We start from the raw sequence: 21,051 nt of genomic DNA, 5'->3' as shown, positions 1-21,051 counted from the left end.
CTTCACCGGCCGCCGCCCGGTCCGCCGGAACGCTTCTGCACGGCAGCGGCCGGCGGCGAGGGCGTCAGCGCTTGCGGCGGCGTCCCCGCCCGCCGCGTGCCGGCGCCTGGGGCTCCGTCACCGGGGCCCGGGAGCCGGGGCGGTCGGCCGAGACCACCAGGGCCGCCAGCGCCGTCGTCACCGGCACCGAGGCGACCAGGCCGATCGAGCCGACCAGCGTGCGCACGATCTCCTCCGCGACCAGCTCACTGTTGGCGACCGTCCCCACGCTGCTCTGCGCGATGGAGAACAGCAGCAGCAGCGGCAGCGCGGCGCCCGCGTAGGCGAGGACGAGCGTGTTGACGACGGAGGCGATGTGGTCGCGGCCGATCCGGATGCCCGCGCGGTACAGCCCGCGCCAGCCCATCGACGGATTGGCCTCGTGCAGTTCCCACACCGCCGACGTCTGCGTGACCGTCACGTCGTCCAGGACACCGAGCGAACCGATGATGATGCCGGCGAGCAGCAGACCGCTCATGTCGATCTCGGGGTACAGGCCGTGGATCAGACCGGTGTTGTCGTCGGTGTTGCCGGTGAGCGCGGCCCAGTCGATGAAGAGCGAACCGAGGACGCCGATCAGCAGCAGCGAGACGAGGGTGCCGAGCACCGCCACCGACGTACGGGCCGACAGTCCGTGGCACAGGTACAGCGCGATCAGCATGATGGCGCTCGACCCCACCACCGCCACGACCAGCGGGTTGGAGCCCTGCAGGATCGCGGGCAGCATGAAGAAGTTGAGCACCAGGAAGCTGATGGCCAGCGCGACCAGCGCCATGACGCCGCGCAGCCGCCCGACGGCCACGACGGCGAGCGCGAAGATGCCCGCGAGCACCGCCATCGGGACGCGGCGGTTGACGTCGGCGACCGAGTACTGGAGGTCCTTCGGCGCGGAGGGCTCGTAGGCGACCACGACCTCCTGGCCCTCGTGCAGCTGCCGGGACTGGTCCGGCTGGACGATCTCCGTGAACGTGCGGCCCTCGTCCTTGCCGGTGTCGACCCGGATCGTCGCCTTCTTGCAGGTGCCCTCGGCCTGCTGCACCGCGGAGGAGCCCTCGGCGGTCGAGGTGTCGCCGGTCGGCGGGACCCCCGAGGCGCCGGCGTCCGCGCAGCTCACCTCGACGACCTCGGTGACCGTGGCCTGCTGCGTCTGCCGGTCGAACCCGACACCGGTGCGCTCGTGCGCCGGGGCGCCGCCCGGCCACAGCACGGCGAGACCGACCAGGACCACCGCGGCGAAGGGGATGAGCACCGCCGCGATGACCTTGCGCAGGTGCAGGGAGACGGGCGCGGCCGGGCCGTGCGCGTGGCTGTGCGAGTGTCCGTGGCCGCCGCCGCCCGGTGCGGGGGCGGGACCGTGGCCGCCGCCGGAGCCGTGGCCGCCTCCTGAGCCGTGTCCGGAGCCGCGGCCGGCATCCGGGCCCCGGCCGTCGCCGGGACCGTCGCCGGGGCCGGGGCCGCCCTGTGCGCCGGGCCCGCTGGGGGAGCCGCGGCCGCCGTCGAACGCGGGAGGGTGCCCGTGCTCGCCGGCGGGACCGTGTCCGTGCCGGCCATCGGGTCCCGGACCGTGTCCGCCGGTGTGGTCGTCGTCGAACCCGGGCCGCTGGAAGCTGCCGCGGTCGTGGCCGGACCCACGACGGACGCCGCCGTTGCCGCCGCCGAAGCCGGGGCGCTGCCCGCCGTCGCCGAACTCGGGACGACGGCCGCCGCCGTGGCCGTCATCGGGCCCGGGGCGCTGTCCGCCGCCGTGGCCGCCGTCGTACGCCCCGGGGCGGTGCCCGCCTCCCTGGCCGCTGTCGAACCCGGGACCGCGCCCGCCGCCGGGAGCGTGCCCTCGGCCGGACGCCGAACCCCCGGACGCCGAACCCCCGGACGCCGGACCCTCGAACCATGAGGCAGCGGGGCCCGGCCGGTCGGACCCCGGGCCCTCGGAAGCCGGTCCGGCCGGCCCTGGACCCGGCCGGCCGCCGTCCTCCCAGTCCGGGCCGGGGCCGCGACCGGGTACCTGGCCTCCACCGGATCGCGGACCAGGGCGCGGACCGGGTCCTGAACCAGGTCCCGGACCAGGTCCCGGGCCGGGCCCCCGGCCGGGTCCGTCGCCGTTTCCGGCGCCGGATCCGTGGGGCGGCTCGGGCGGTGGGTACGGGGGATGCTGCGTCGTGGTCACCGCCCGATCATCGCAAGAACGGCGGGGGCCCTCTGTTCAGCGCGCCAGAACTGACGCTAGCGTGGAGGCACCTTTTGCACACGCGGGAGCTCGGAGCACCGGGCTGAGAGGGCGCTGACCTCCGTCCCGGCGATGTTTCACATGAAACGTCGCCGGAGCCGAGAGATGTTTCACAGGGAACATCGGACCATCGGCAGACGGATACCGCTGCGTCGACCGCCGAACCTGTTACCGGGTAATGCCGGCGTAGGGAGTAGGTCTCATGACCAACAAGGACGCACGCACGCCTGCCTCCACGCAGACCGCGACGAACGGATCGCGGGACGCGGAGGCCGGGAAGTCCATCGGCTGGCACAAGGCGTACGTCGAGGGTTCGCGCCCCGACCTCCGGGTGCCGGTCCGCCAGGTGCACCTCACCAACGGGCAGTCGGTCACGCTGTACGACACCTCGGGCCCGTACACCGACCCGCTCGTCGACACCGACGTCCGCAGGGGACTGCCGCCGCTGCGGGAGAACTGGATCGTCTCCCGCGGTGACACGGAGGAGTACGCGGGCCGTCCCGTCCGCCCCGAGGACGACGGGATCAAGCACACCGCGCCCCGCGGCGGCCTGCGCAACCTGGACGCGGTCTTCCCCGGGCGTCCCCGCCTGCCGCGCCGCGGCCGGGACGGCAAGGCCGTCACGCAGCTCGCGTACGCGCGACGCGGCGAGATCACGCCCGAGATGGAGTTCGTGGCGCTCCGGGAGAACGTCTCGCCCGAGGTGGTGCGCGAGGAGATCGCGGCGGGCCGGGCCGTGCTGCCGGCCAACGTCAACCACCCGGAGATCGAGCCGATGATCATCGGCAAGCGGTTCCTGGTGAAGGTCAACGCCAACATCGGCAACTCCGCGGTGACCTCCTCCATCGAGGAGGAGGTCGAGAAGATGACGTGGGCCACCCGCTGGGGCGCCGACACGGTCATGGACCTGTCCACCGGCCGCAACATCCACACCACCCGCGAGTGGGTGCTGCGCAACTCCCCCGTGCCCATCGGCACCGTGCCGCTGTACCAGGCCCTGGAGAAGGTCGACGGCAAGGCCGAGGAACTGACCTGGGAGATCTACAAGGACACGGTCATCGAACAGGCCGAGCAGGGCGTGGACTACATGACGGTCCACGCGGGGGTGCGCCTGGCGTACGTGCCGCTGACCGCCCACCGCAAGACCGGCATCGTCTCGCGCGGCGGCTCGATCATGGCCGCGTGGTGCCTGGCGCACCACAAGGAGTCCTTCCTGTACGAGAATTTCGAGGAACTCTGCGATATCCTCGCCGCGTACGACGTGACGTACTCCCTCGGGGACGGACTGCGGCCGGGTTCCATCGCGGACGCCAACGACGAGGCGCAGTTCGCCGAGTTGAGGACGCTGGGGGAACTCAACCGGATCGCGAAGCGGTTCGATGTGCAGACGATGATCGAGGGCCCGGGCCACGTCCCGATGCACAAGATCAAGGAGAACATCGACCTCCAGCAGGAGATCTGCGAGGAGGCCCCGTTCTATACGCTCGGCCCGCTGACCACCGACGTCGCCCCGGCGTACGACCACATCACCTCCGGCATCGGTGCCGCGATGATCGCCTGGTGGGGCACGGCGATGCTCTGTTACGTCACGCCCAAGGAGCACCTGGGCCTGCCGAACCGCGACGACGTCAAGACCGGCGTCATCACCTACAAGATCGCCGCCCACGCCGCCGACCTCGCCAAGGGCCACCCGGGGGCCCAGGAGTGGGACGACGCGCTGTCGGACGCCCGCTTCGAGTTCCGCTGGGAGGACCAGTTCAATCTGGCCCTCGACCCGGACACGGCACGGGAGTTCCACGACGAGACCCTGCCCGCCGAGCCCGCCAAGACCGCGCACTTCTGCTCGATGTGCGGTCCCAAGTTCTGCAGCATGAAGATCTCGCAGGACATCCGCCGCGAGCACGGCACCAGCCGGACCGAGATCGAGCAGGGCATGGCCGAGAAGTCCAAGGAGTTCGCGGCCGCCGGCAACCGGGTGTACCTGCCGATCGCGGACTGACCGACGGGACCGGCCGGCACCGGGATCCGGCGCTGTCCGGCCCGCGCGGGGGACGCGGGCCGGACAGCCGGGACCGGCCGGACCGGCCTGACCGGACGACAGGCGGGCGACGGCGGAAGGCCAGGAGAACGGACCGGCCCCGGACCGCCGTCGTAACGGAAAGAACACGTGGCTGCTCGACACCACCAAGATCCCTAAGGTCTGTGCCATGGGTGGGATCGATGTGGCCAACGGAGTGACGGGCGCCGTCCTCGGCATGCTCTGCGCGGTGCTGTTCCAGCAGCCCCTGCAGAACGCCTGGTACCGACTGCGCAGGCGTTCGCGGACCGCGATCCGCAGCATGGGACGCCGTGAGGAGACCGGCCCGGCCTGGCGGACGTTCTCCCTCGGCCCGCTGCACACCTCCGCCCTGATCGTCGAGGGCGACGGCGACTCCCCGATCCCCCCGGAGGCGGTCTTCGTCCACGTGCTCGACGAGGAGGTGCGGCTTCCGCCGGACATGGCCCCCTGGCGGGACGAGATCGCCGAGGAGAGCGAGCACCTGCGGGCGGAGGGCCGTACGCCGCTGTGGAACGGGCCGCGCTACGCGGTCGAGTCGTTCGACATCTCGCGTACCCCCCTGGACGAGACCCCCCAGGTCCACCTGAGGCTGCGCCCGACCGACTACTACACCTTCCTCGCGGCCCAGCAGCTCGACCGCAGGCTCCCCGACGGCACGACACCGCGGTCCCGGTACCTGGACCCCGAGCGTCCGCTGCAGGCCCCGGACTTCCTGCAGTGCAGCTTCGCCGTCAACATCGCGGTGGTCACCGCGGACGACATGCTGGTGGTGAGCCGGCGCAGCGACCGGGTCCGGATGGCGCCGGGCGTCTGGAACTCCTCCGTCAACGAAGGGCTGTCCCGCCACATCGACTCCTCGGGGCGGCGCGGCGCACCGGACCTCCACGCCGTGGCCCGCCGCGGCATGCGGGAGGAGCTGTCCCTGGAGCCCCACGAGTACACGCTCGACCTGCTGGCCTTCGTGCTCGACACGGACAGGCGCCACTGGAGCGGCCACTTCTTCGCCAGGCTGGGGACCCTCAGCAGCCGGGACCTGCAGGAACGCATGAGCCGGGGCGTCCCGGACCGATGGGAGCACGAGACGATCGACTACGTGCCCTTCCGCCCCGCGACGGTGGTCAAGTACCTGCTGCGCCCGGACCGCGTCCACCGGTGGGCGCCGCTGGCACCGGCGCTGTTCCACCTCTCCCTCGTCCACGCGTACAGCCGCACCCTTGTCGAACGCGTGGAGGCGCAACTCGTCCGGCGCCTCTGAACGGTCCGGCCGGCCGGACCGGCCCCGGGCGCTTCGGCGTCCGGCTCCCGCACCCGGAAGGCGGACGTGCCGGGAAGAAGTGGTCCCCCGGGCCCGCCCCCTCCCCATCGCGGCCTCCGGCTCGGCAGACTGAGGCCATGACAGCGATGCCCCTGAGCAAGGGCGCCAACCTTCCCGTCGACGCGTCCGCCGTGCGGGTCGAGCTCACCTGGACCGCGGGACCCGGTGTGCCCGAGGTCGACGCCTCGGCCCTGCTGCTCACCGCAGCCGGACGCGTCCGTGACGACGGCGACTTCGTCTTCTACAACCAGCCGCAGCACGTGTCGCAGGCGGTGCGGCACCTGGGCAAGCAGCGTGCCGGCGGCGCTGTGACCGACGCGGTCGAGGTGAACCTCGGCTCCCTCGAACCGGCCGTCGAGCGCATCGTGCTGTGCGCCTCGGCCGACGGCGGGACCTTCGGCCAGGTGCCCGGCCTGTCGCTGCGGCTGCTCGACGCGGGGACGCGGACCGAGCTCGCCCGGTTCGACATGACGGCCGCGACGGAGACCGCGATGATCGGCGGGGAGCTCTACCTGCGGCAGGGACGGTGGAAGTTCCGCGCGGTGGGCCAGGGCTACGCCTCCGGACTCGCCGGGGTGGCCACCGACTTCGGCATCACGGTCGACGACGCTCCCCCGGCCACGCCCGCCGCCCCGGCCCCCGCCACCCCCGCTCCGCCCACCCCCACCCCACCGGCTCCCGCGCCCCCCACGACCGCACCGCACTCCCCGCCGCCGCCCGCCCCGGCCACCGCGACACCCGGCCCCCGCCTCACCAAGGGCGAGGAGCGCCTGCCCGTCGACATGCGCAAGCGCCTCTCCCTGCGCAAGGAGCAGGTCGCGGTCAGTCTGCGCAAGCACGGGGCGACCGGCGTCACCGCGCGCGTCATCCTGGTCCTGGACGCCTCCGGCTCCATGTCGTTCCTCTACTCCAAGGGCGTCGTGGCCGACGTCGTCGAACGCATGGCCGCGGTCGCCGCGCAGCTCGACGACGACGGCGAGATGCAGGCCTGGACCTTCGCCTCGAACGCCGCCCGGCTGCCCGACCTGCGGCTGGGCGAGCTCCCCGAGTGGCTCCGGCTGCACGTGCGCGTCGGCCAGATCGGCCTCTTCCGCCGGAACAAGCCGCCGAAGGGGCTCCAGGACGGTCAGGTCGACATGCGGGCGGTCGGCATCCAGAACGAGGAGCAGAAGGTGATCGCCCAGGTCCGCGACTTCGTCCGGGACAACCCGGCGGCCGCTCCGACCCTGGTGCTGTTCTTCTCCGACGGAGGTGTCTACCGCAACGCCGAGATCGAGCGGGAGCTCCGCGAGGCGGTGGAGGAACCGATCTTCTGGCAGTTCGTGGGACTGGGCACGTCGAACTACGGCGTGCTCGAACGCTTCGACACGCTGCCCGGCCGCCGGGTGGACAACGTCGGCTTCTTCTCGGTGGACGACATCAGCACCGTCCCCGACCAGGAGCTGTACGACCGTCTGCTGTCCGAGTTCCCCGGCTGGATCACCGCGGCCGGCCGGGCGGGCATCCTCCGGCCGGGTGCCTGACCCCGCGGCCCCGCCGGGCACGCCCCGGCTCGCGCTCCCTCACGACGACCCCGTGCAGGGACGCGCGAGCCGGGCGTGCCCGGCGCACGCCCCGGCAGCCACCGCGCCCCGGCGGCTACTCCGGCTGGTGCTCCGGTCCGCCGAAGTCCGGGCTGGTGTAGTCGGGGCGCGTGAAACGCGGCCTTGTGCCGCTGGCCGTACCGTCGTCGGGGCTGGTGAAACCCGGGCGGTCGTAGCCGAGGTGGGGGATGCGGCCGGGCGGCGCGGCGGGTGCCGTGCGGGGCAGGGCGGCGGCCGCGTCCGGGTCGGCGAGCGCCTCCCGCAGGAACGGCAGGACGCCGCGCTCCAGCAGGGCCTCCCGCCAGGCTTCCCTGGCCCGGTCGACCTCCCCGCTCAGTTCGCCGTACGGGCCGCTCTCGGCCGTCGGCTTGTTGCGCAGGGCGGTGACCAGCAGACCCGCGGCGGCGACCAGGATCGCCAGGGCGGTCACGGCGCCGAACACCCAGCCGGTGGTGAGCAGGGTCCGCGCGAACGCCGGCTCGGGGGTGAGCATCTTCAGGACGTACCCCACGAGCAGGAAGAGCGCCGCGGCGGTGCCGGCCAGGACGGGCGCGAGGACGGCGACGACGGCGACGGCACCCGCGCCGGCGGCCTCGGCGGCTTCCCCCATGCCGGCCGTGAGCCCGGCCGTGCCCCCGCCCGGCTCGCCGGAGCCGGACTCGCGCGCGGGCGACGGGGCGGACGAGGCCGGCCGGCGCAGTTCCTCGCGGAGCGTGACGTAGTGCTGGTACTCGGTGGCCGCGGCCGCCGTGATGAGCGCGGTGGCGTTCAGCGCCATGGCGCGCAGCTGTTCGGAGTCGAGACGCCGGCCGACGGCGGCCAGTTCCGGACGGTGCGGGGCGGAGCGCAGCGCCTCATGGAGGATCCGCTCGTACTCCTGACGGTCCTCGCTCAACAGGTGCTGCGGAACGCTGTTCATGTGCATCCCCCGATGCTCCGTAGGGCTTGGGGCTCGGCATGCTGACGAGCCGTCGGGCAGAAACGGAGGGGAGCCTGCTACGGACAGGCCGATGGTAGAGCGGTGACGGCATGCGGTGACAGGGGGTTTGCCGAAATTGGGCCCTGCCCGGCACCGTCCCCCGCCGGGGGAACACTTGATCGGGGAACGTTCAGATATCCAGGGGCAGTTGCTGGACCAGCAGCTTTCCGGCCATGGTCACGCCGCCGTCCATCGCGATGGCGAGGCCGTCGGCGTAGACGTGCGGTCCCGACACCACCGGTCCGGCGTCGTCCTCGCCGTCCTCGGAGCCGACCTCGCCCAGCAGGTACGGAATGGGGCTGTGGCCGTGAACGATGCGGGTGCCGCCGTACGTATCCAGCAGGGAGCGCACGGCGTCGGCGCCGCCCTCGTCACGGAAGGAGAACCTCTTGGTGAGCTTGCGGAACAGGTCCCAGACCTCGTCCGCGTCGTTGCGCGTGAGCGTCTCGCGGACGGTGTCGTTGACCTCCTCGATGGACCGGCCGTAGTCGAGGTAGGCGGTGGTGTCCGAGTGGACGAGCAGGTGGCCGTCGACCTCCTCCAGCGCGTCCAGCCGGGCCATCCACTGCAGGTGGTGGTCCTGGAGACGGTCCATGTCGGTCTTCTGGCCTCCGTTGAGCAGCCAGGCCGCCTGGAAGGTGGCGGTCCCCGCGCCGGAGTTGACGGGCGTGTCGCCGAACCGCTTGGCGCCGAGCAGCAGCAGCTCGTGGTTGCCCATCAGCGCCTTGCAGTAGCCGCCCGCCGCGGCGGCCTCGGCGGACAGCCGCATCACCAGGTCGATGACGCCGATGCCGTCCGGGCCGCGGTCGGTGAAGTCGCCGAGGAACCACAGCCGCGCGGTGCCCGCGGACCAGTTCCCGGCGGCGTCGATGAGGCCCTTCTCCTGGAGGGCGGCGACCAGCTCGTCGAGGTAGCCGTGCACGTCGCCGACGACGTACAGCGGGCCCGGGCCGGTGGCCGGCTGCGGGGCCGCCGCGACCGCGGGGTCGACGATGACCTGCACCGTGTCGCCCCGGTTGATGACCGGCAGGTCGCGCTGGGTGGGGGTGTACCCCTCCGGGTAGCCCTCGTCGAGGGGCGGGACCACGTCGCCCGGGTGCGTGCCGGCGCCACCGGGACGGACGGGGACGGAGCCCGGGTGCGTGCCGGCGCCCCCCGCGTACGGATTGACCTCACCGGGGTGCGGGCCGGGGGCGTACGGACCGGTCTCGTGGACGTACGCGGGCACCCGGAAGTCGCGCAGCGTCGCCGTCCGCTCCACCTCGGGTCCCTGACCGGCCCCCTGAGTCATCGACCCCTCCACCATCGCGCCGCATCTGCACCGCATCGGACTGCCTGGTCGCAGCGGCCCGCGGTGTCGTGGGCCCATCATAGGAATGCGGATCGCGCCATGTGATGACCCAGGGGTGGTGAATCGGAACAAGAGTCCAGTTCGCCGTGGCTTTCGCCCCGTTTGGACCGGTCTTCGACCGTCCTGCGACCGTCTCCGCACCCTTTCTCCTCGCGGGACCGGCCCCGGTTCTCCGGCGATGCGGAGGCGCCGCGTCCGCATCGCCGGGCGGGCGGTGCCCGCTCAGGTCTCCTCGGGGGACCGCGGCGGGCTGACGGTCGTACGCGGCGGGCGGCGCTGCGAGGAGGTGCGCACGATCAGCTCCGTCGGTATCACCTGCTCGACCGGCCGCTCAGACTCCACGCCCTCGATGGCGTCGATGAGGAGCTGCACCACCGCCGTGCCGATCCGCCGGGGCTTCAGCGACAGGGTGGTGAGGGGCGGCTCGGTGTTGGCGTACACGGTGGACTCGCTGCAGCACACCAGGAGCAGGTCGTCCGGTACCCGCAGGCCGTAGCGGCGGGCGGCGGCCAGCAGGTCGGTCCCGTTCGGGTCGAACAGGCCGTAGACGGCGTCCGGCCGGTCGGGGCGGGCGAGCAGCCGGTCGGCGGCGACGGCGCCCGCGCACGGATCGTGCGCCGGGTAGGCCTCGTACACGGGATCCTGGCCGACGCGCTCGCACCAGCGCAGGTACGCGGTGGTCGACAGGTGGGTGTAGGTGTCGGTGCTCGTGCCGGTCAGCAGGCCGATGCGGCGGGCGCCGGCGTCGGCCAGGTGGTCGAGGATGCCGAGGACGGCGGCCTCGTGGTCGTTGTCGACCCAGGCGGTCACCGGGAGCGCGCCGGCCGGGCGGCCGTCGGAGACGACCGGTAAACCCTGGCGGACCAGTTCGCTGACGACCGGGTCCTGGTCGGAGGGGTCGATGACGACGGTGCCGTCCAGGGCGACGTTCGACCAGACGTCGTGGCGCGAGGTCGCGGGCAGGATGACGAGGGCGTAGCCGCGGGCGAGCGCGGCGGAGGTGGCGGCGCGCGCCATCTCGGCGAAGTAGGCGAACTCCGTGAAGGTGAAAGGTTCATCCCCGTACGTCGTGACGGTCAGGCCGATCAGTCCCGACTTGCCCGTACGGAGGGTCCGGGCGGCGGCCGACGGGCGGTAGCCCAGCCGGTCGGCGACCTCGCGGACGTGGCGCCGGGTGGCGTCCGGGAGCCGGCCCTTGCCGTTGAGGGCGTCGGAGACGGTCGTGATGGAGACTCCGGCGGCGGCGGCCACGTCCCTGATGCCCGCCCGGCCCGGCCGGCTGCCTCGACGTGAGGTTTCCGCGCGGCTCACCTGGTGCTTCCCTGCTGCTGTCATGGCGAGCCGATAGTAGGGCTCATGCGGTGGGGTAGGGCGGACGCATATGCAGGCGTTGACAGGCACGTTTCTGCATGATCATTAAGAATCAATTGCCTACGTTTACAAGGCAGTTGGCCCTCTTCATGCCAGGAGCTGACGTGTCGGCGCATGCGGGCCTGTCGCGTCCCCGATGTTGCGAAGAGGTCTCAACTCACCTGCACGGGGGATGCGCGCCAGGGAGTGAATCACCGGCGCGTAGATATATGTGCGACGCGCCCCCTGGTTCGTGCGCCTTCGTGCGGTGATGCCCCTGATGCCTGCGGGGTACCCGGGACCGGGCCTGCCGTGTCCGCAGAGCGGGCCGCTCGGGCCCGGCGGTGACGCCGGCCGGACAGGGAGGCCGCGCTCACCTATACGCACGGACGTCCAATCCTCATAAGGTGAGCAGTATTGGATGACGGCGGCGGTCATGGGCCGCCGGTCTTCGCGAGGAGGACTGCGGTGAGCGAGACGAGCCCCAAGCTGCGCGCCGAGCTGGAAGGCATTCCCACGTACAAGCCGGGCAAGCCCGCCGCGGCCGACGGCCCGGTGGCGTACAAGCTGTCCTCCAACGAGAACCCCTATCCGCCGTTGCCCGGGGTGATGGAGACCGTGACGGCGGCCGCCTGCACCTTCAACCGCTACCCGGACATGGCCTGTACGGGCCTGATGAACGAGCTGTCCGACCGCTTCGGCGTCCCCCTGACCCACCTGGCCACCGGCACCGGCTCCGTCGGGGTGGCCCAGCAACTGGTGCAGGCCACCTCGGGCCCCGGTGACGAGGTCGTCTACGCCTGGCGGTCCTTCGAGGCCTACCCGATCATCACGCAGATCAGCGGGGCGACGTCCGTACAGGTGCCGCTGACCCCCGGTGACGTGCACGACCTGGACGCCATGGCCGACGCGATCACCGACCGGACCCGGCTGGTCTTCGTCTGCAACCCCAACAACCCGACCGGCACGGTGGTGCGGCGGGCGGAGCTGGAGCGCTTCCTGGACCGGGTGCCCGGCGACGTCCTCGTGGTGCTCGACGAGGCCTACCGCGAGTTCGTCCGCGACCCCGAGGTGCCGGACGGCGTCGAGTTCTACCGCGAGCGGCCCAACGTCTGCGTGCTGCGCACCTTCTCCAAGGCGTACGGCCTGGCCGGGCTGCGCGTCGGGTTCGCGATCGCCCACGAGCCGGTGGCCGCGGCGCTGCGCAAGACGGCGGTCCCGTTCGGAGTGAGCCAGCTGGCGCAGGACGCGGCGATCGCCTCGCTGCGGGCCGAGGACGCGCTGCTCGGCCGGGTGGGCTCGCTGGTGTGCGAGCGCACGCGGGTGGTCGACGCGCTCCGTTCGCAGGGCTGGACGGTGCCCGAGACCCAGGCGAACTTCGTGTGGCTGCGGCTGGGGGAGCGCACGGTCGCGTTCGCCGAGGCGTGCGAGCAGGCGGGTGTGGTCATCCGGCCGTTCCCGGGCGAGGGTGTGCGGGTGACGGTCGGGGAGGCCGAGGCGAACGACATCTTCCTGAAGGCGGCGGAGGGCTTCCGCAAGGAGGTCTGAGCCTTCCCGGGCCGCGGGCGGTCCGAGGACGCGGGGTCGCCGTCATGGCGGCCCCGCACTTTTATGGGCTCGCGGGGCGGCCCCCGCCGTCCCGCGAGATCGGCGGGGGCCGGCAGGAGAACGCGAGGGCGCCGCCGCTCCGGAAGACGGCCCGCTCGGGCCGGCGGCCTCGCGGGCACCGGTTTCACGTGAAACCGGCTTCTGTGGCGAAGCACACTCCTGGTGAGACCCCCCTCCTTTCCTGTGTCGAACGGGCATGCGCCATAATTGCTTGTGAATGTGAACGCGTTCACAAGCTCGTCCCGCTCGTCCTGCCGTGCAAGGACATGAGGGGCGGACTGCCGCTGTGACCACGGCGATGTAAGGAGACTGACGACGTGGACCTGGCTTTGGCGCCGGAGACTCTGGCGCGCTGGCAGTTCGGCATCACCACCGTCTACCACTTCCTCTTCGTGCCCCTGACGATCTCGCTGGCCGCCCTCACGGCCGGACTGCAGACCGCCTGGGTGCGCACGGAGAAGGAGAAGTACCTCAGGGCGACCAAGTTCTGGGGGAAGCTCTTCCTGATCAACATCGCCATGGGTGTGGTCACCGGCATCGTGCAGGAGTTCCAGTTCGGCATGAACTGGTCCGACTACTCGCGGTTCGTCGGCGACGTCTTCGGCGCCCCGCTCGCCTTCGAGGCCCTGATCGCCTTCTTCTTCGAGTCCACCTTCATCGGGCTGTGGATCTTCGGCTGGGACAAGCTGCCGAAGAAGGTCCACCTGGCCTGCATATGGATGGTCTCGATCGGCACGCTGCTGTCGGCGTACTTCATCCTCGCGGCCAACTCCTGGATGCAGCACCCGGTCGGCTACCGGATCAACGAGGCGAAGGGCCGCGCCGAGCTCACCGACTTCTGGCTGGTCCTCACCCAGAACACCACGCTCAACCAGGTCTTCCACAGCTTCTCGGCGGCCTTCCTGACGGGCGGCGCGTTCATGGTCGGCATCGCCGCCTTCCACCTGATGCGCAAGAAGCACGTCCCCGTGATGCGGACCTCGCTCCGGCTCGGTCTGGTCACCCTGGCGGTCGGCGGCCTGTTCACCGCGGTCAGCGGCGACACGCTCGGCAAGGTCATGTACGAGCAGCAGCCCATGAAGATGGCCGCCGCCGAGGCGCTGTGGGACGGCGAGAGCCCGGCCCCGTTCTCCGTGTTCGCCTACGGGGACGTCGACGAGGGGCACAACAAGGTCGCCCTGGAGATCCCCGGCCTGCTCTCCTTCCTCGCCCACAGCGACTTCGAGTCGTACGTGCCCGGCATCCACGACACCAACAAGGCCCTCCAGGAGAAGTTCGGCCCGGGGGACTACAAGCCCATCGTCCCCGTCGCCTACTGGGGCTTCCGCTGGATGATCGGCTTCGGCATGGCGTCCTTCTCGCTCGGCCTGCTGGGGCTGTGGCTGACCCGGAAGAAGTTCCTGCTGCCGCCCGCGCTGCGCACCGGGGAGGACGAGGTGCCGCGCCTGGTGCTGCTGAAGAAGCCGCTCGGGACGAGGCTCACCCGCCTGTACTGGCTCGCGGCCCTGTGGACCATGGCGTTCCCGCTGATCGCCAACTCGTGGGGCTGGATCTTCACCGAGATGGGCCGCCAGCCGTGGGTCGTCTACGGCGTGATGCGGACCGAGGACGCGGTCTCCCCCGGCGTGTCCCAGGCCGAGATCATCCTCTCGATGTCCGTCTTCACCGCGCTGTACGCCGTCCTGGCCGTCATCGAGGTGAAGCTGCTCGCCAAGTACGTCAAGGCGGGTCCGCCCGAGCTCAGCGAGTCCGACCTCAACCCGCCCACGAAGCTCGGCGGCGACCTCCGTGACGCCGACAAGCCGATGGCCTTCTCGTACTAGGCCGAGGGAGCTGCACAGTCATGGAACTGCACGACGTCTGGTTCGTCCTCATCGCCGTCCTGTGGACCGGCTACTTCTTCCTGGAGGGCTTCGACTTCGGGGTCGGGATCCTCACCCGGCTGCTCGCCCGCGACCGCGCCGAGAAGCGGGTGCTGATCAACACCATCGGCCCCGTCTGGGACGGCAACGAGGTCTGGCTGCTCACGGCCGGCGGCGCCACCTTCGCCGCCTTCCCCGAGTGGTACGCCACCCTCTTCTCGGGCTTCTACCTGCCTCTGCTGCTCATCCTGGTCTGCCTGATCATCCGAGGCGTCGCCTTCGAGTACCGGGCCAAGCGGCCGGAGGAGCACTGGCAGCGCAACTGGGAGACGGCGATCTTCTGGACCTCGCTGCTCCCGGCGTTCCTGTGGGGCGTGGCCTTCGGCAACATCGTGCGCGGCGTGAAGATCGACGCCGAGTTCGAGTACGTGGGCGGTCTCTGGGACCTGCTCAACCCGTACGCCCTGCTGGGCGGTCTGGTGACGCTGACGCTGTTCACCTTCCACGGCGCGGTGTTCACGGCGCTCAAGACGGTCGGGGAGATCCGGGAGCGGGCGCGGCGGCTGGCGCTGCGCGTGGGACTCGTCACGGCCGTCCTGGCCCTGGCCTTCCTGGGATGGACGCAGGCCGACAAGGGTGACGCCCTGAGCCTGGCCGCGCTGGTCGTGGCGGTCGCCGCCCTGGTTGCCGCGCTGGTCGCGAACCGGGCGGGGCGCGAGGGCTGGTCGTTCACGCTGTCCGGCGTCACCATCGTGGCCGTCGTGGCGATGCTCTTCCTGACGCTCTTCCCGAACGTCATGCCGTCCACGCTGAACGCGGACTGGAGCCTGACCGTCACCAACGCCTCGTCGAGCCCCTACACCCTGAAGATCATGACCTGGCTCGCGGTGATCGCCACGCCGGTGGTCCTGCTCTACCAGGGCTGGACGTACTGGGTGTTCCGCAAGCGGATCGGCACCCAGCACATCGCCGACCCCGTGCACTGAGGTGTGTTTCACGTGAAACCGATCGACCCGCGTCTTCTCCGGTACGCCCGTGCCACCCGGCTCTTCCTGGTGGCGGTCGTCGGCCTGGGGGCCGTCGGCGCGGGGCTGGTCATCGCCCAGGCGATGCTCATCGCCGAGGTGGTGGTGGGCGCCTTCCAGCACGGGCGGCCGGTCACCGAGCTGCGTGCTCCCCTGCTGGCGCTGGTCGCCGTCGCGGCCGGGCGGGCGCTGGTCGGCTGGCTCACCGAGCTGGCCGCCCACCGGGCGAGCGCGGCGGTCAAGTCGGAGCTGCGGGGGCGGCTGCTGGAACGGGCGACGGCGCTGGGCCCCGGCCGGCTGAGCGGACAGCGGACCGGTTCGCTGGTCGCCCTGGCCACCCGGGGCGTCGACGCCCTCGACGACTACTTCTCGCGCTACCTGCCGCAGCTGGGGCTCGCGGTGGTCGTGCCGGTGGCCGTGCTCGCGCGGATCGTCACCGAGGACTGGGTGTCGGCGGCCATCATCGTCGGCACGCTGCCCCTCATCCCGGTCTTCATGGTGCTGATCGGCTGGGCCACCCAGTCCCGGATGGACCGGCAGTGGCGGCTGCTGTCCCGGCTGTCCGGTCACTTCCTGGACGTGGTGGCGGGGCTGCCGACGCTGAAGGTGTTCGGCCGTGCCAAGGCGCAGGCCGAGTCCATCCGGCGCATCACCGGCGAGTACCGGCGGGCGACCCTGCGCACGCTGCGGATCGCCTTCCTCTCCTCGTTCGCCCTGGAGCTGCTGGCCACCCTGTCGGTGGCCCTGGTCGCCGTGACGATCGGCATGCGCCTGGTGCACGGCGAGATGGACCTGTACGTCGGTCTGGTCATCCTCGTCCTCGCGCCCGAGGCGTACCTGCCGCTGCGGCAGGTCGGGGCGCAGTACCACGCGGCGGCGGAGGGACTCGCGGCCGCCGAGGAGATCTTCGAGGTCCTGGAGACGCCCGTGCCGGAACCGGGCACCGGTCCGGTGCCGACGGCGGGCGCGCTGTCCTTCGAGCGGGTGACGGTGCGCTACCCCGGACGGTCGGCGGACGCCGTGTCGGACGTGTCCTTCACCGTCGAACCGGGGGAGACGGTCGCCCTGGTGGGACCGAGCGGGGTGGGCAAGTCGACGCTGCTGAACGTCCTGCTGGGGTTCGTGCCGCCGACCGGGGGACGGGTGCGGATCGGGGGAGCCGACCTCGCCGGCCTCGACCCGGACGCGTGGCGGTCCCGGATCGCCTGGGTGCCGCAGCGCCCGCACCTGTACGCCGGGACCATCGCCGAGAACGTGCGGCTGGCGCGGCCCGAGGCGGACGACGACGCCGTGCGGCGGGCGCTGCGGGACGCGGGGGCGCTGGAGTTCGTGGACGCGCTGCCCGAGGGCGCCGGCACGGTGCTCGGCGAGGACGGGACCGGGCTGTCCGCCGGACAGCGGCAGCGGATCGCGCTGGCCCGGGCGTTCCTCGCGGACCGTCCGGTGCTGCTGCTCGACGAGCCGACGGCCGCGCTGGACGGGCGGACCGAGGCCGAGGTCGTCGCGGCGGTCGGGCGGCTGGCGGCTGGCCGGACCGTGCTGCTGGTGGTGCACCGTCCGGCGCTGCTGGCGGTGGCGGACCGGGTGGTGCGTCTGGCGGAAGCCGACCTGCCCGCTCCGGTCGCCGCCGCGGAGGCCGTGGCTCCCCCGGTGCGCCCGGTCGCGGGGGAACCCGCGGCCGCGGCCGCCCCCGCCCTGCCCGGCACGGCGCCCGTGCCGGGCGGTGTCCTCGCCCGGGTCCGCGCCCTGGCCGCAGCCCGGCGCGGCCGGCTCGCCCTCGCACTGCTGCTCGCGAGCCTCGCCCTCGGCAGCGCCGTCGGGCTCATGGCCACCTCCGGGTGGCTCATCTCGCGGGCCTCGCAGCAGCCGCCCGTGCTGTACCTGATGGTGGCCGTGACGGCGACGCGCGCCTTCGGCATCGGACGGGCCGTGTTCCGGTACGCCGAGCGGCTCGTGTCGCACGACGCGGTGCTGCGCATGCTGGCCGACACCCGGGTCGCCGTGTACCGGCGGCTGGAGCGGCTGGCGCCCGCCGGGCTGCGCGGCGTCCGCCGGGGCGACCTGCTCTCCCGGCTGGTCACCGACGTGGACGCGTTGCAGGACTACTGGCTGCGGTGGCTGCTGCCCGCCGGTGCGGCCGTCGCCGTCTCCGCCGCGTCCGTCGGCTTCACGGCATGGCTGCTGCCCGAGGCCGGCGCCGTGCTCGCGGCCGGGCTGCTGGCCGCGGGAGCCGGGGTGCCGCTGCTCACCGGCGCGGTGGCGCGGCGCGCGGAGCGCAGGCTGGCGCCGGCCCGCGGACTGCTCGCGACGCGCGTGACGGACCTGCTCACCGGCACCGCGGAGCTGGCCGTCGCCGGTGCCCTGCCCGCACGGGCCGCCGAGGCCCGGCGCGCCGACACCGACCTCACCCGGATCGCCTCGCGCGCCGCCACCGCCACCGCGCTCGGCGACGGGCTCACCGCGCTGGTCTCCGGCCTCACGGTCGCGGCCGCCGCCCTCGTCGGCGCGCAGGCCGTCGCCGACGGGCGGCTGAGCGGCGTGGTCATGGCCGTGGTCGTCCTCACGCCGCTGGCCGCGTTCGAGGCCGTCCTCGGCCTGCCCCTCGCCGTGCAGTTCCGGCAGCGGGTGCACAGGAGCGCCGAGCGGGTCTTCGAGGTGCTGGACGCGCCCGAGCCGGTACGGGAGCCGGAGCGGCCCCGCCCGGCGCCCGCCTCGCCGTTCCCGCTGGCCGTCAGGGGACTGACCGCCCGCCACGCGGGGCAGGACCGGGACGCGCTCGCCGGGCTCGACCTGACCCTGGAGGAGGGCCGCCGGATCGCCGTGGTCGGTCCGTCCGGGTCGGGCAAGACGACCCTGGCGCAGGTGCTGCTGCGGTTCCTCGACGCGGACGCCGGCTCGTACACGCTGGCGGGCGTGGACGCGTCCGCCCTGGACGGTGACGACGTGCGCCGGCTGGTCGGGCTGTGCGCGCAGGACGCGCACCTCTTCGACAGCTCGGTGCGCGAGAACCTGCTGCTCGCGCGGAAGGACGCCACCGACGCGGACCTGCGCGACGCGTTGCGCCGGGCCCGGCTGCTGCAGTGGGCCGACAGCCTGCCCGACGGGCTCGACACGCTCGTCGGCGAGCACGCGGCGCGGCTGTCCGGCGGGCAGCGGCAGCGGCTGGCGCTGGCCCGGGCCCTGCTCGCCGACTTCCCCGTCCTGGTGCTCGACGAGCCCGCCGAGCACCTCGACCTGCCGACGGCCGACGCGCTCACCGCCGACCTGCTGGCCGCGACCGAGGGCCGGACGACGGTCCTCATCACCCACCGGCTGGCGGGCCTGGACGCGGTGGACGAGGTCGTCGTGCTGGACGGGGGGCGTGTGGTGCAGCGCGGACCGTACGCCGAACTGGCGGCGGTGGACGGGCCGTTGAGGACGATGGCCGAGCGGGAGGCGGAGGCGGAGCTGCTCGTCGCGGCGCGCTGAGGCAGCGGGCCTCCGGCTCGGCGACGGTGACGGGACGTCAAACCGGCGGCATGCCGCACCTGTTCGGCCGTACCGCTGGTCCGTTCGGGGCGTGCCGTCCCCCGGCCGTACCACGTGAACAGGGTCCTGCCGCGGGGCGCGGGCCAGGATCGCTGGCATGCGCCTCTTCCGCCGTCATCCGCTGCTCGCCCCGGTGCTGCTGTGCGCGCTCGCCGTGCTCGCGGCCCGTCCCACCGACGTCGACGGCGGTTCCGGGACCGGGACCGGAGCGGAGGTGGCACGGCTGCACGAGGAGGCGGCCGCGGCGACCCGGCGGTACGAGGACGGGCGCCGGGCGGCCGAGGAACAGCGGGCGCGGGCCCAGCGGCTGGAGGAGCAGCTGGACGGACGGCGGCGGGAGATCGCCGTGCTGCGCGGGGACCTGGGCCGTCTGGCCAGCGCGCAGTACCGCGACGGCGGCGGACTGCCGGTCGCCGCGCGGATGCTCCTCGCCGAGGACCCCGACCAGGTGATGCGGGGTCAGCAGGCCCTGTCGCGGGCGCAGGCCGCCCTCGACCGCGCGATCGCCAAGAGCCGCCGCGCCGAGGCCCGGCTCGCCGCGGACGAGGCGCGGGCCGCCGCGCAGTGGCGGGCGCTCGACCAGCGCAACGCCGAACTCGCCGAGGCGAAGCGGGACATCGAGGAGAAGCTGGAGGAGGCCCGGCAGCGGTTGCAGGGCCAGGCCGACACCTCGGCCGCGGCCGGAGCCTGCCGCGGGGCGGTGCGCCTGGACCAGCCGGCCACGGGCTTCACGAGCCAGTGGGTCGCCCCGGTGGAGACGTACGTGCTGTCCGCGTCCTACGGCAGCGGCGGAGCGCGGTGGGCGAACCGGCACACGGGGCAGGACTTCGCGGTGCCGATCGGCACGCCGGTGCGGGCCGTGGGCTACGGACAGGTGGTCCGGGTGTCGTGCGGGGGCCCGTTCGGCATCGAGATCGTGCTCCAGCACGGGGACGGCTACTACACGCAGTACGCCCACCTCGCCGCGGTCGCCGTCGAGCAGGGCGAGCGGGTCGCCCCCGGGCAGTGGATCGGCCAGTCGGGCACCACCGGGAACTCCACCGGCCCGCACCTGCACTTCGAGGTGCGGGTCACCCCGCAGGCCGGTTCGGCGGTGGACCCGGTGGGGTGGCTGACGGCGCGCGGGGTGCCGATCGGATAGGGCGCCGGCGGGTCCGCGAGACCGACGCCGCGGGGACCGCGAGACCGGCGCCGCAGGGCCCGCGAGGCGGCTACGCCCGCTCCGCCAGGAGCCGTTCGATCACGACCGCCACGCCGTCCTCGTTGTTGGCGACCGTCTGTCCCGACGCCGCGGCGATCACGTCCGGATGGGCGTTGCCCATCGCGTACGACCGGCCGGCCCAGGTGAGCATCTCGACGTCGTTCGGCATGTCCCCGAACGCGACGACCTCCTCGTGCGAAATGCCGCGCTCGGCGCAGCACAGCGCGAGCGTGCTGGCCTTGGAGACGTCGGGGCCGCTGATCTCCAGCAGCGCGCTGGGGCTGGACCGGGTGACGTTGGCCCGGTCGCCGATCGCGAGCCGGGCCAGGGTGAGGAAGGCGTCGGGATCGATCGCGGGGTGGTAGGCGAGGATCTTCAGCACCGGCTCGGCGGCGGCGCGGCCGTCCGGGGCGAGCAGCTCCTCGGCGGGTGCGAGGTGGTCGGGGACCTCCATGTGCAGCTTCGGGTAGGCCGGCTCCTGGTAGAAGCCGTACGTCTGCTCGACCGCGTACACCGTGCCGGGCGCCGCCTCGCGCAGCAGCCGCACCACGTCGAGCGCGTTCTCACGGGCGAGCTCGCGCACCTTCACGAAGCGGTGGGCGCCCGGGCCGCCGTGCAGGTCGACCACGGCGGCGCCGTTGCCGCAGATCGCCAGGCCGTGGCCGTGGACGTGGTCGCTGACGACGTCCATCCAGCGGGCCGGGCGGCCGGTGACGAAGAAGACCTCGATGCCGGCCTCCTCCGCGGCGGCCAGCGCGGCGACCGTCCGTGGGGACACCGACTTGTCGTCCCGCAGCAGGGTGCCGTCGAGGTCGGTGGCGATCAGCCGCGGCGGGAGGGCGGCGGCCGGGGTGTCGGTCTCTCGGGTCGCTGAGGTCACCCGGCCATTGTCCCGCATATGCCCGCACGGCCGTGCGGAAGTCCGCA

At 72.9% G+C, this 21,051-nt stretch carries 14 protein-coding genes and 1 riboswitch; of the genes, 9 read left to right on the top strand and 5 right to left on the bottom strand.

What is annotated here, in order from left to right:
• Positions 1–64: 64 nt before the first annotated feature.
• Positions 65–1,288 carry a YibE/F family protein gene (locus tag ACIF8T_RS06445; protein ID WP_400031800.1) on the bottom strand — a complete coding sequence of 408 codons (1,224 nt, stop codon included), beginning with the start codon at positions 1,286–1,288 and terminating at the stop codon, positions 65–67.
• 141 nt (positions 1,289–1,429) lie between these two features.
• Between ACIF8T_RS06445 and ACIF8T_RS06440 the strand changes: the two genes are divergently transcribed.
• The 4 genes from ACIF8T_RS06440 (at position 1,430) to ACIF8T_RS06425 (ending at position 7,160) form a co-directional block, all read left to right on the top strand.
• Positions 1,430–1,930, top strand: a complete 501-nt coding sequence (locus ACIF8T_RS06440; RefSeq protein WP_400031799.1) for a hypothetical protein — start codon at positions 1,430–1,432, stop codon at positions 1,928–1,930.
• Between the two features lie 345 nt (positions 1,931–2,275).
• A riboswitch (TPP riboswitch) is annotated at positions 2,276–2,473 on the top strand.
• A complete protein-coding gene (gene thiC / locus ACIF8T_RS06435) occupies positions 2,466–4,262 on the top strand; it encodes a phosphomethylpyrimidine synthase ThiC (protein WP_400031797.1) in 1,797 nt (598 codons plus the stop codon). (Overlaps the previous riboswitch by 8 nt.)
• Before the next feature lie 208 nt (positions 4,263–4,470).
• Positions 4,471–5,577 (top strand): hypothetical protein, encoded by a 1,107-nt coding sequence (locus ACIF8T_RS06430; protein WP_400031795.1) that lies wholly within the window; start codon positions 4,471–4,473, stop codon positions 5,575–5,577.
• Positions 5,578–5,714: 137 nt separating this feature from the next.
• Positions 5,715–7,160, top strand: coding sequence for a VWA domain-containing protein (locus ACIF8T_RS06425; RefSeq protein WP_400031793.1), 1,446 nt, complete (start codon positions 5,715–5,717; stop codon positions 7,158–7,160).
• 115 nt (positions 7,161–7,275) lie between these two features.
• Here ACIF8T_RS06425 and ACIF8T_RS06420 read toward each other — a convergent pair whose 3' ends face one another.
• The 3 genes from ACIF8T_RS06420 to ACIF8T_RS06410 form a co-directional block, all read right to left on the bottom strand.
• On the bottom strand, positions 7,276–8,145 hold the full coding sequence (locus ACIF8T_RS06420) for a hypothetical protein (protein WP_400031792.1): 870 nt from the start codon (positions 8,143–8,145) through the stop codon (positions 7,276–7,278).
• 184 nt (positions 8,146–8,329) lie between these two features.
• On the bottom strand, positions 8,330–9,505 hold the full coding sequence (locus ACIF8T_RS06415) for a metallophosphoesterase (RefSeq protein ID WP_400031790.1): 1,176 nt from the start codon (positions 9,503–9,505) through the stop codon (positions 8,330–8,332).
• Positions 9,506–9,772: 267 nt separating this feature from the next.
• Entirely contained in the window at positions 9,773–10,885 is a 1,113-nt protein-coding gene (locus tag ACIF8T_RS06410) for a LacI family DNA-binding transcriptional regulator (protein ID WP_400031788.1), read from the bottom strand.
• A gap of 483 nt (positions 10,886–11,368) precedes the next feature.
• On the opposite strand from ACIF8T_RS06410, the gene hisC reads away from it, so the two are divergent.
• The 5 genes from hisC (at position 11,369) to ACIF8T_RS06385 (ending at position 20,064) form a co-directional block, all read left to right on the top strand.
• Positions 11,369–12,448 (top strand): histidinol-phosphate transaminase, encoded by a 1,080-nt coding sequence (hisC, locus tag ACIF8T_RS06405; protein ID WP_400031786.1) that lies wholly within the window; start codon positions 11,369–11,371, stop codon positions 12,446–12,448.
• Between the two features lie 377 nt (positions 12,449–12,825).
• Positions 12,826–14,331, top strand: coding sequence for a cytochrome ubiquinol oxidase subunit I (locus ACIF8T_RS06400; RefSeq protein WP_400031785.1), 1,506 nt, complete (start codon positions 12,826–12,828; stop codon positions 14,329–14,331).
• Positions 14,332–14,351: 20 nt separating this feature from the next.
• Entirely contained in the window at positions 14,352–15,356 is a 1,005-nt protein-coding gene (cydB, locus tag ACIF8T_RS06395) for a cytochrome d ubiquinol oxidase subunit II (RefSeq protein WP_400031783.1), read from the top strand.
• A 12-nt stretch (positions 15,357–15,368) separates the two neighbouring features.
• Complete coding sequence (gene cydD, locus ACIF8T_RS06390) at positions 15,369–18,863, top strand: thiol reductant ABC exporter subunit CydD (RefSeq protein ID WP_400031782.1); 3,495 nt, start codon at positions 15,369–15,371, stop codon at positions 18,861–18,863.
• A 157-nt stretch (positions 18,864–19,020) separates the two neighbouring features.
• The gene (locus ACIF8T_RS06385) at positions 19,021–20,064 is read left to right on the top strand and encodes a peptidoglycan DD-metalloendopeptidase family protein (RefSeq protein WP_400031780.1); all 1,044 of its coding nucleotides are present in this window, start codon (positions 19,021–19,023) and stop codon (positions 20,062–20,064) included.
• A 70-nt stretch (positions 20,065–20,134) separates the two neighbouring features.
• Here ACIF8T_RS06385 and ACIF8T_RS06380 read toward each other — a convergent pair whose 3' ends face one another.
• Positions 20,135–21,022, bottom strand: coding sequence for a Cof-type HAD-IIB family hydrolase (locus tag ACIF8T_RS06380; RefSeq protein WP_400031778.1), 888 nt, complete (start codon positions 21,020–21,022; stop codon positions 20,135–20,137).
• Positions 21,023–21,051 lie beyond the last annotated feature (29 nt).

Source organism: Streptomyces sp. NPDC085946 (genome assembly GCF_044540485.1).
Lineage (GTDB): Bacteria > Actinomycetota > Actinomycetes > Streptomycetales > Streptomycetaceae > Streptomyces.
This window is presented reverse-complemented; position numbering and strand designations above follow the sequence as displayed.

Excerpts from the sequence above, each read along its gene's own strand:
- thiC (WP_400031797.1), top strand. The coding sequence starts at position 2,466 with ATGACCAACAAGGACGCACGCACGCCTGCCTCCACGCAGACCGCGACG.
- ACIF8T_RS06430 (WP_400031795.1), top strand. The coding sequence starts at position 4,471 with ATGGGTGGGATCGATGTGGCCAACGGAGTGACGGGCGCCGTCCTCGGC.
- ACIF8T_RS06425 (WP_400031793.1), top strand. The coding sequence starts at position 5,715 with ATGACAGCGATGCCCCTGAGCAAGGGCGCCAACCTTCCCGTCGACGCG.
- ACIF8T_RS06420 (WP_400031792.1), bottom strand. The coding sequence starts at position 8,145 with ATGCACATGAACAGCGTTCCGCAGCACCTGTTGAGCGAGGACCGTCAG.
- ACIF8T_RS06415 (WP_400031790.1), bottom strand. The coding sequence starts at position 9,505 with ATGGTGGAGGGGTCGATGACTCAGGGGGCCGGTCAGGGACCCGAGGTG.
- ACIF8T_RS06410 (WP_400031788.1), bottom strand. The coding sequence starts at position 10,885 with ATGACAGCAGCAGGGAAGCACCAGGTGAGCCGCGCGGAAACCTCACGT.
- cydB (WP_400031783.1), top strand. The coding sequence starts at position 14,352 with ATGGAACTGCACGACGTCTGGTTCGTCCTCATCGCCGTCCTGTGGACC.
- ACIF8T_RS06385 (WP_400031780.1), top strand. The coding sequence starts at position 19,021 with ATGCGCCTCTTCCGCCGTCATCCGCTGCTCGCCCCGGTGCTGCTGTGC.
- ACIF8T_RS06380 (WP_400031778.1), bottom strand. The coding sequence starts at position 21,022 with ATGCGGGACAATGGCCGGGTGACCTCAGCGACCCGAGAGACCGACACC.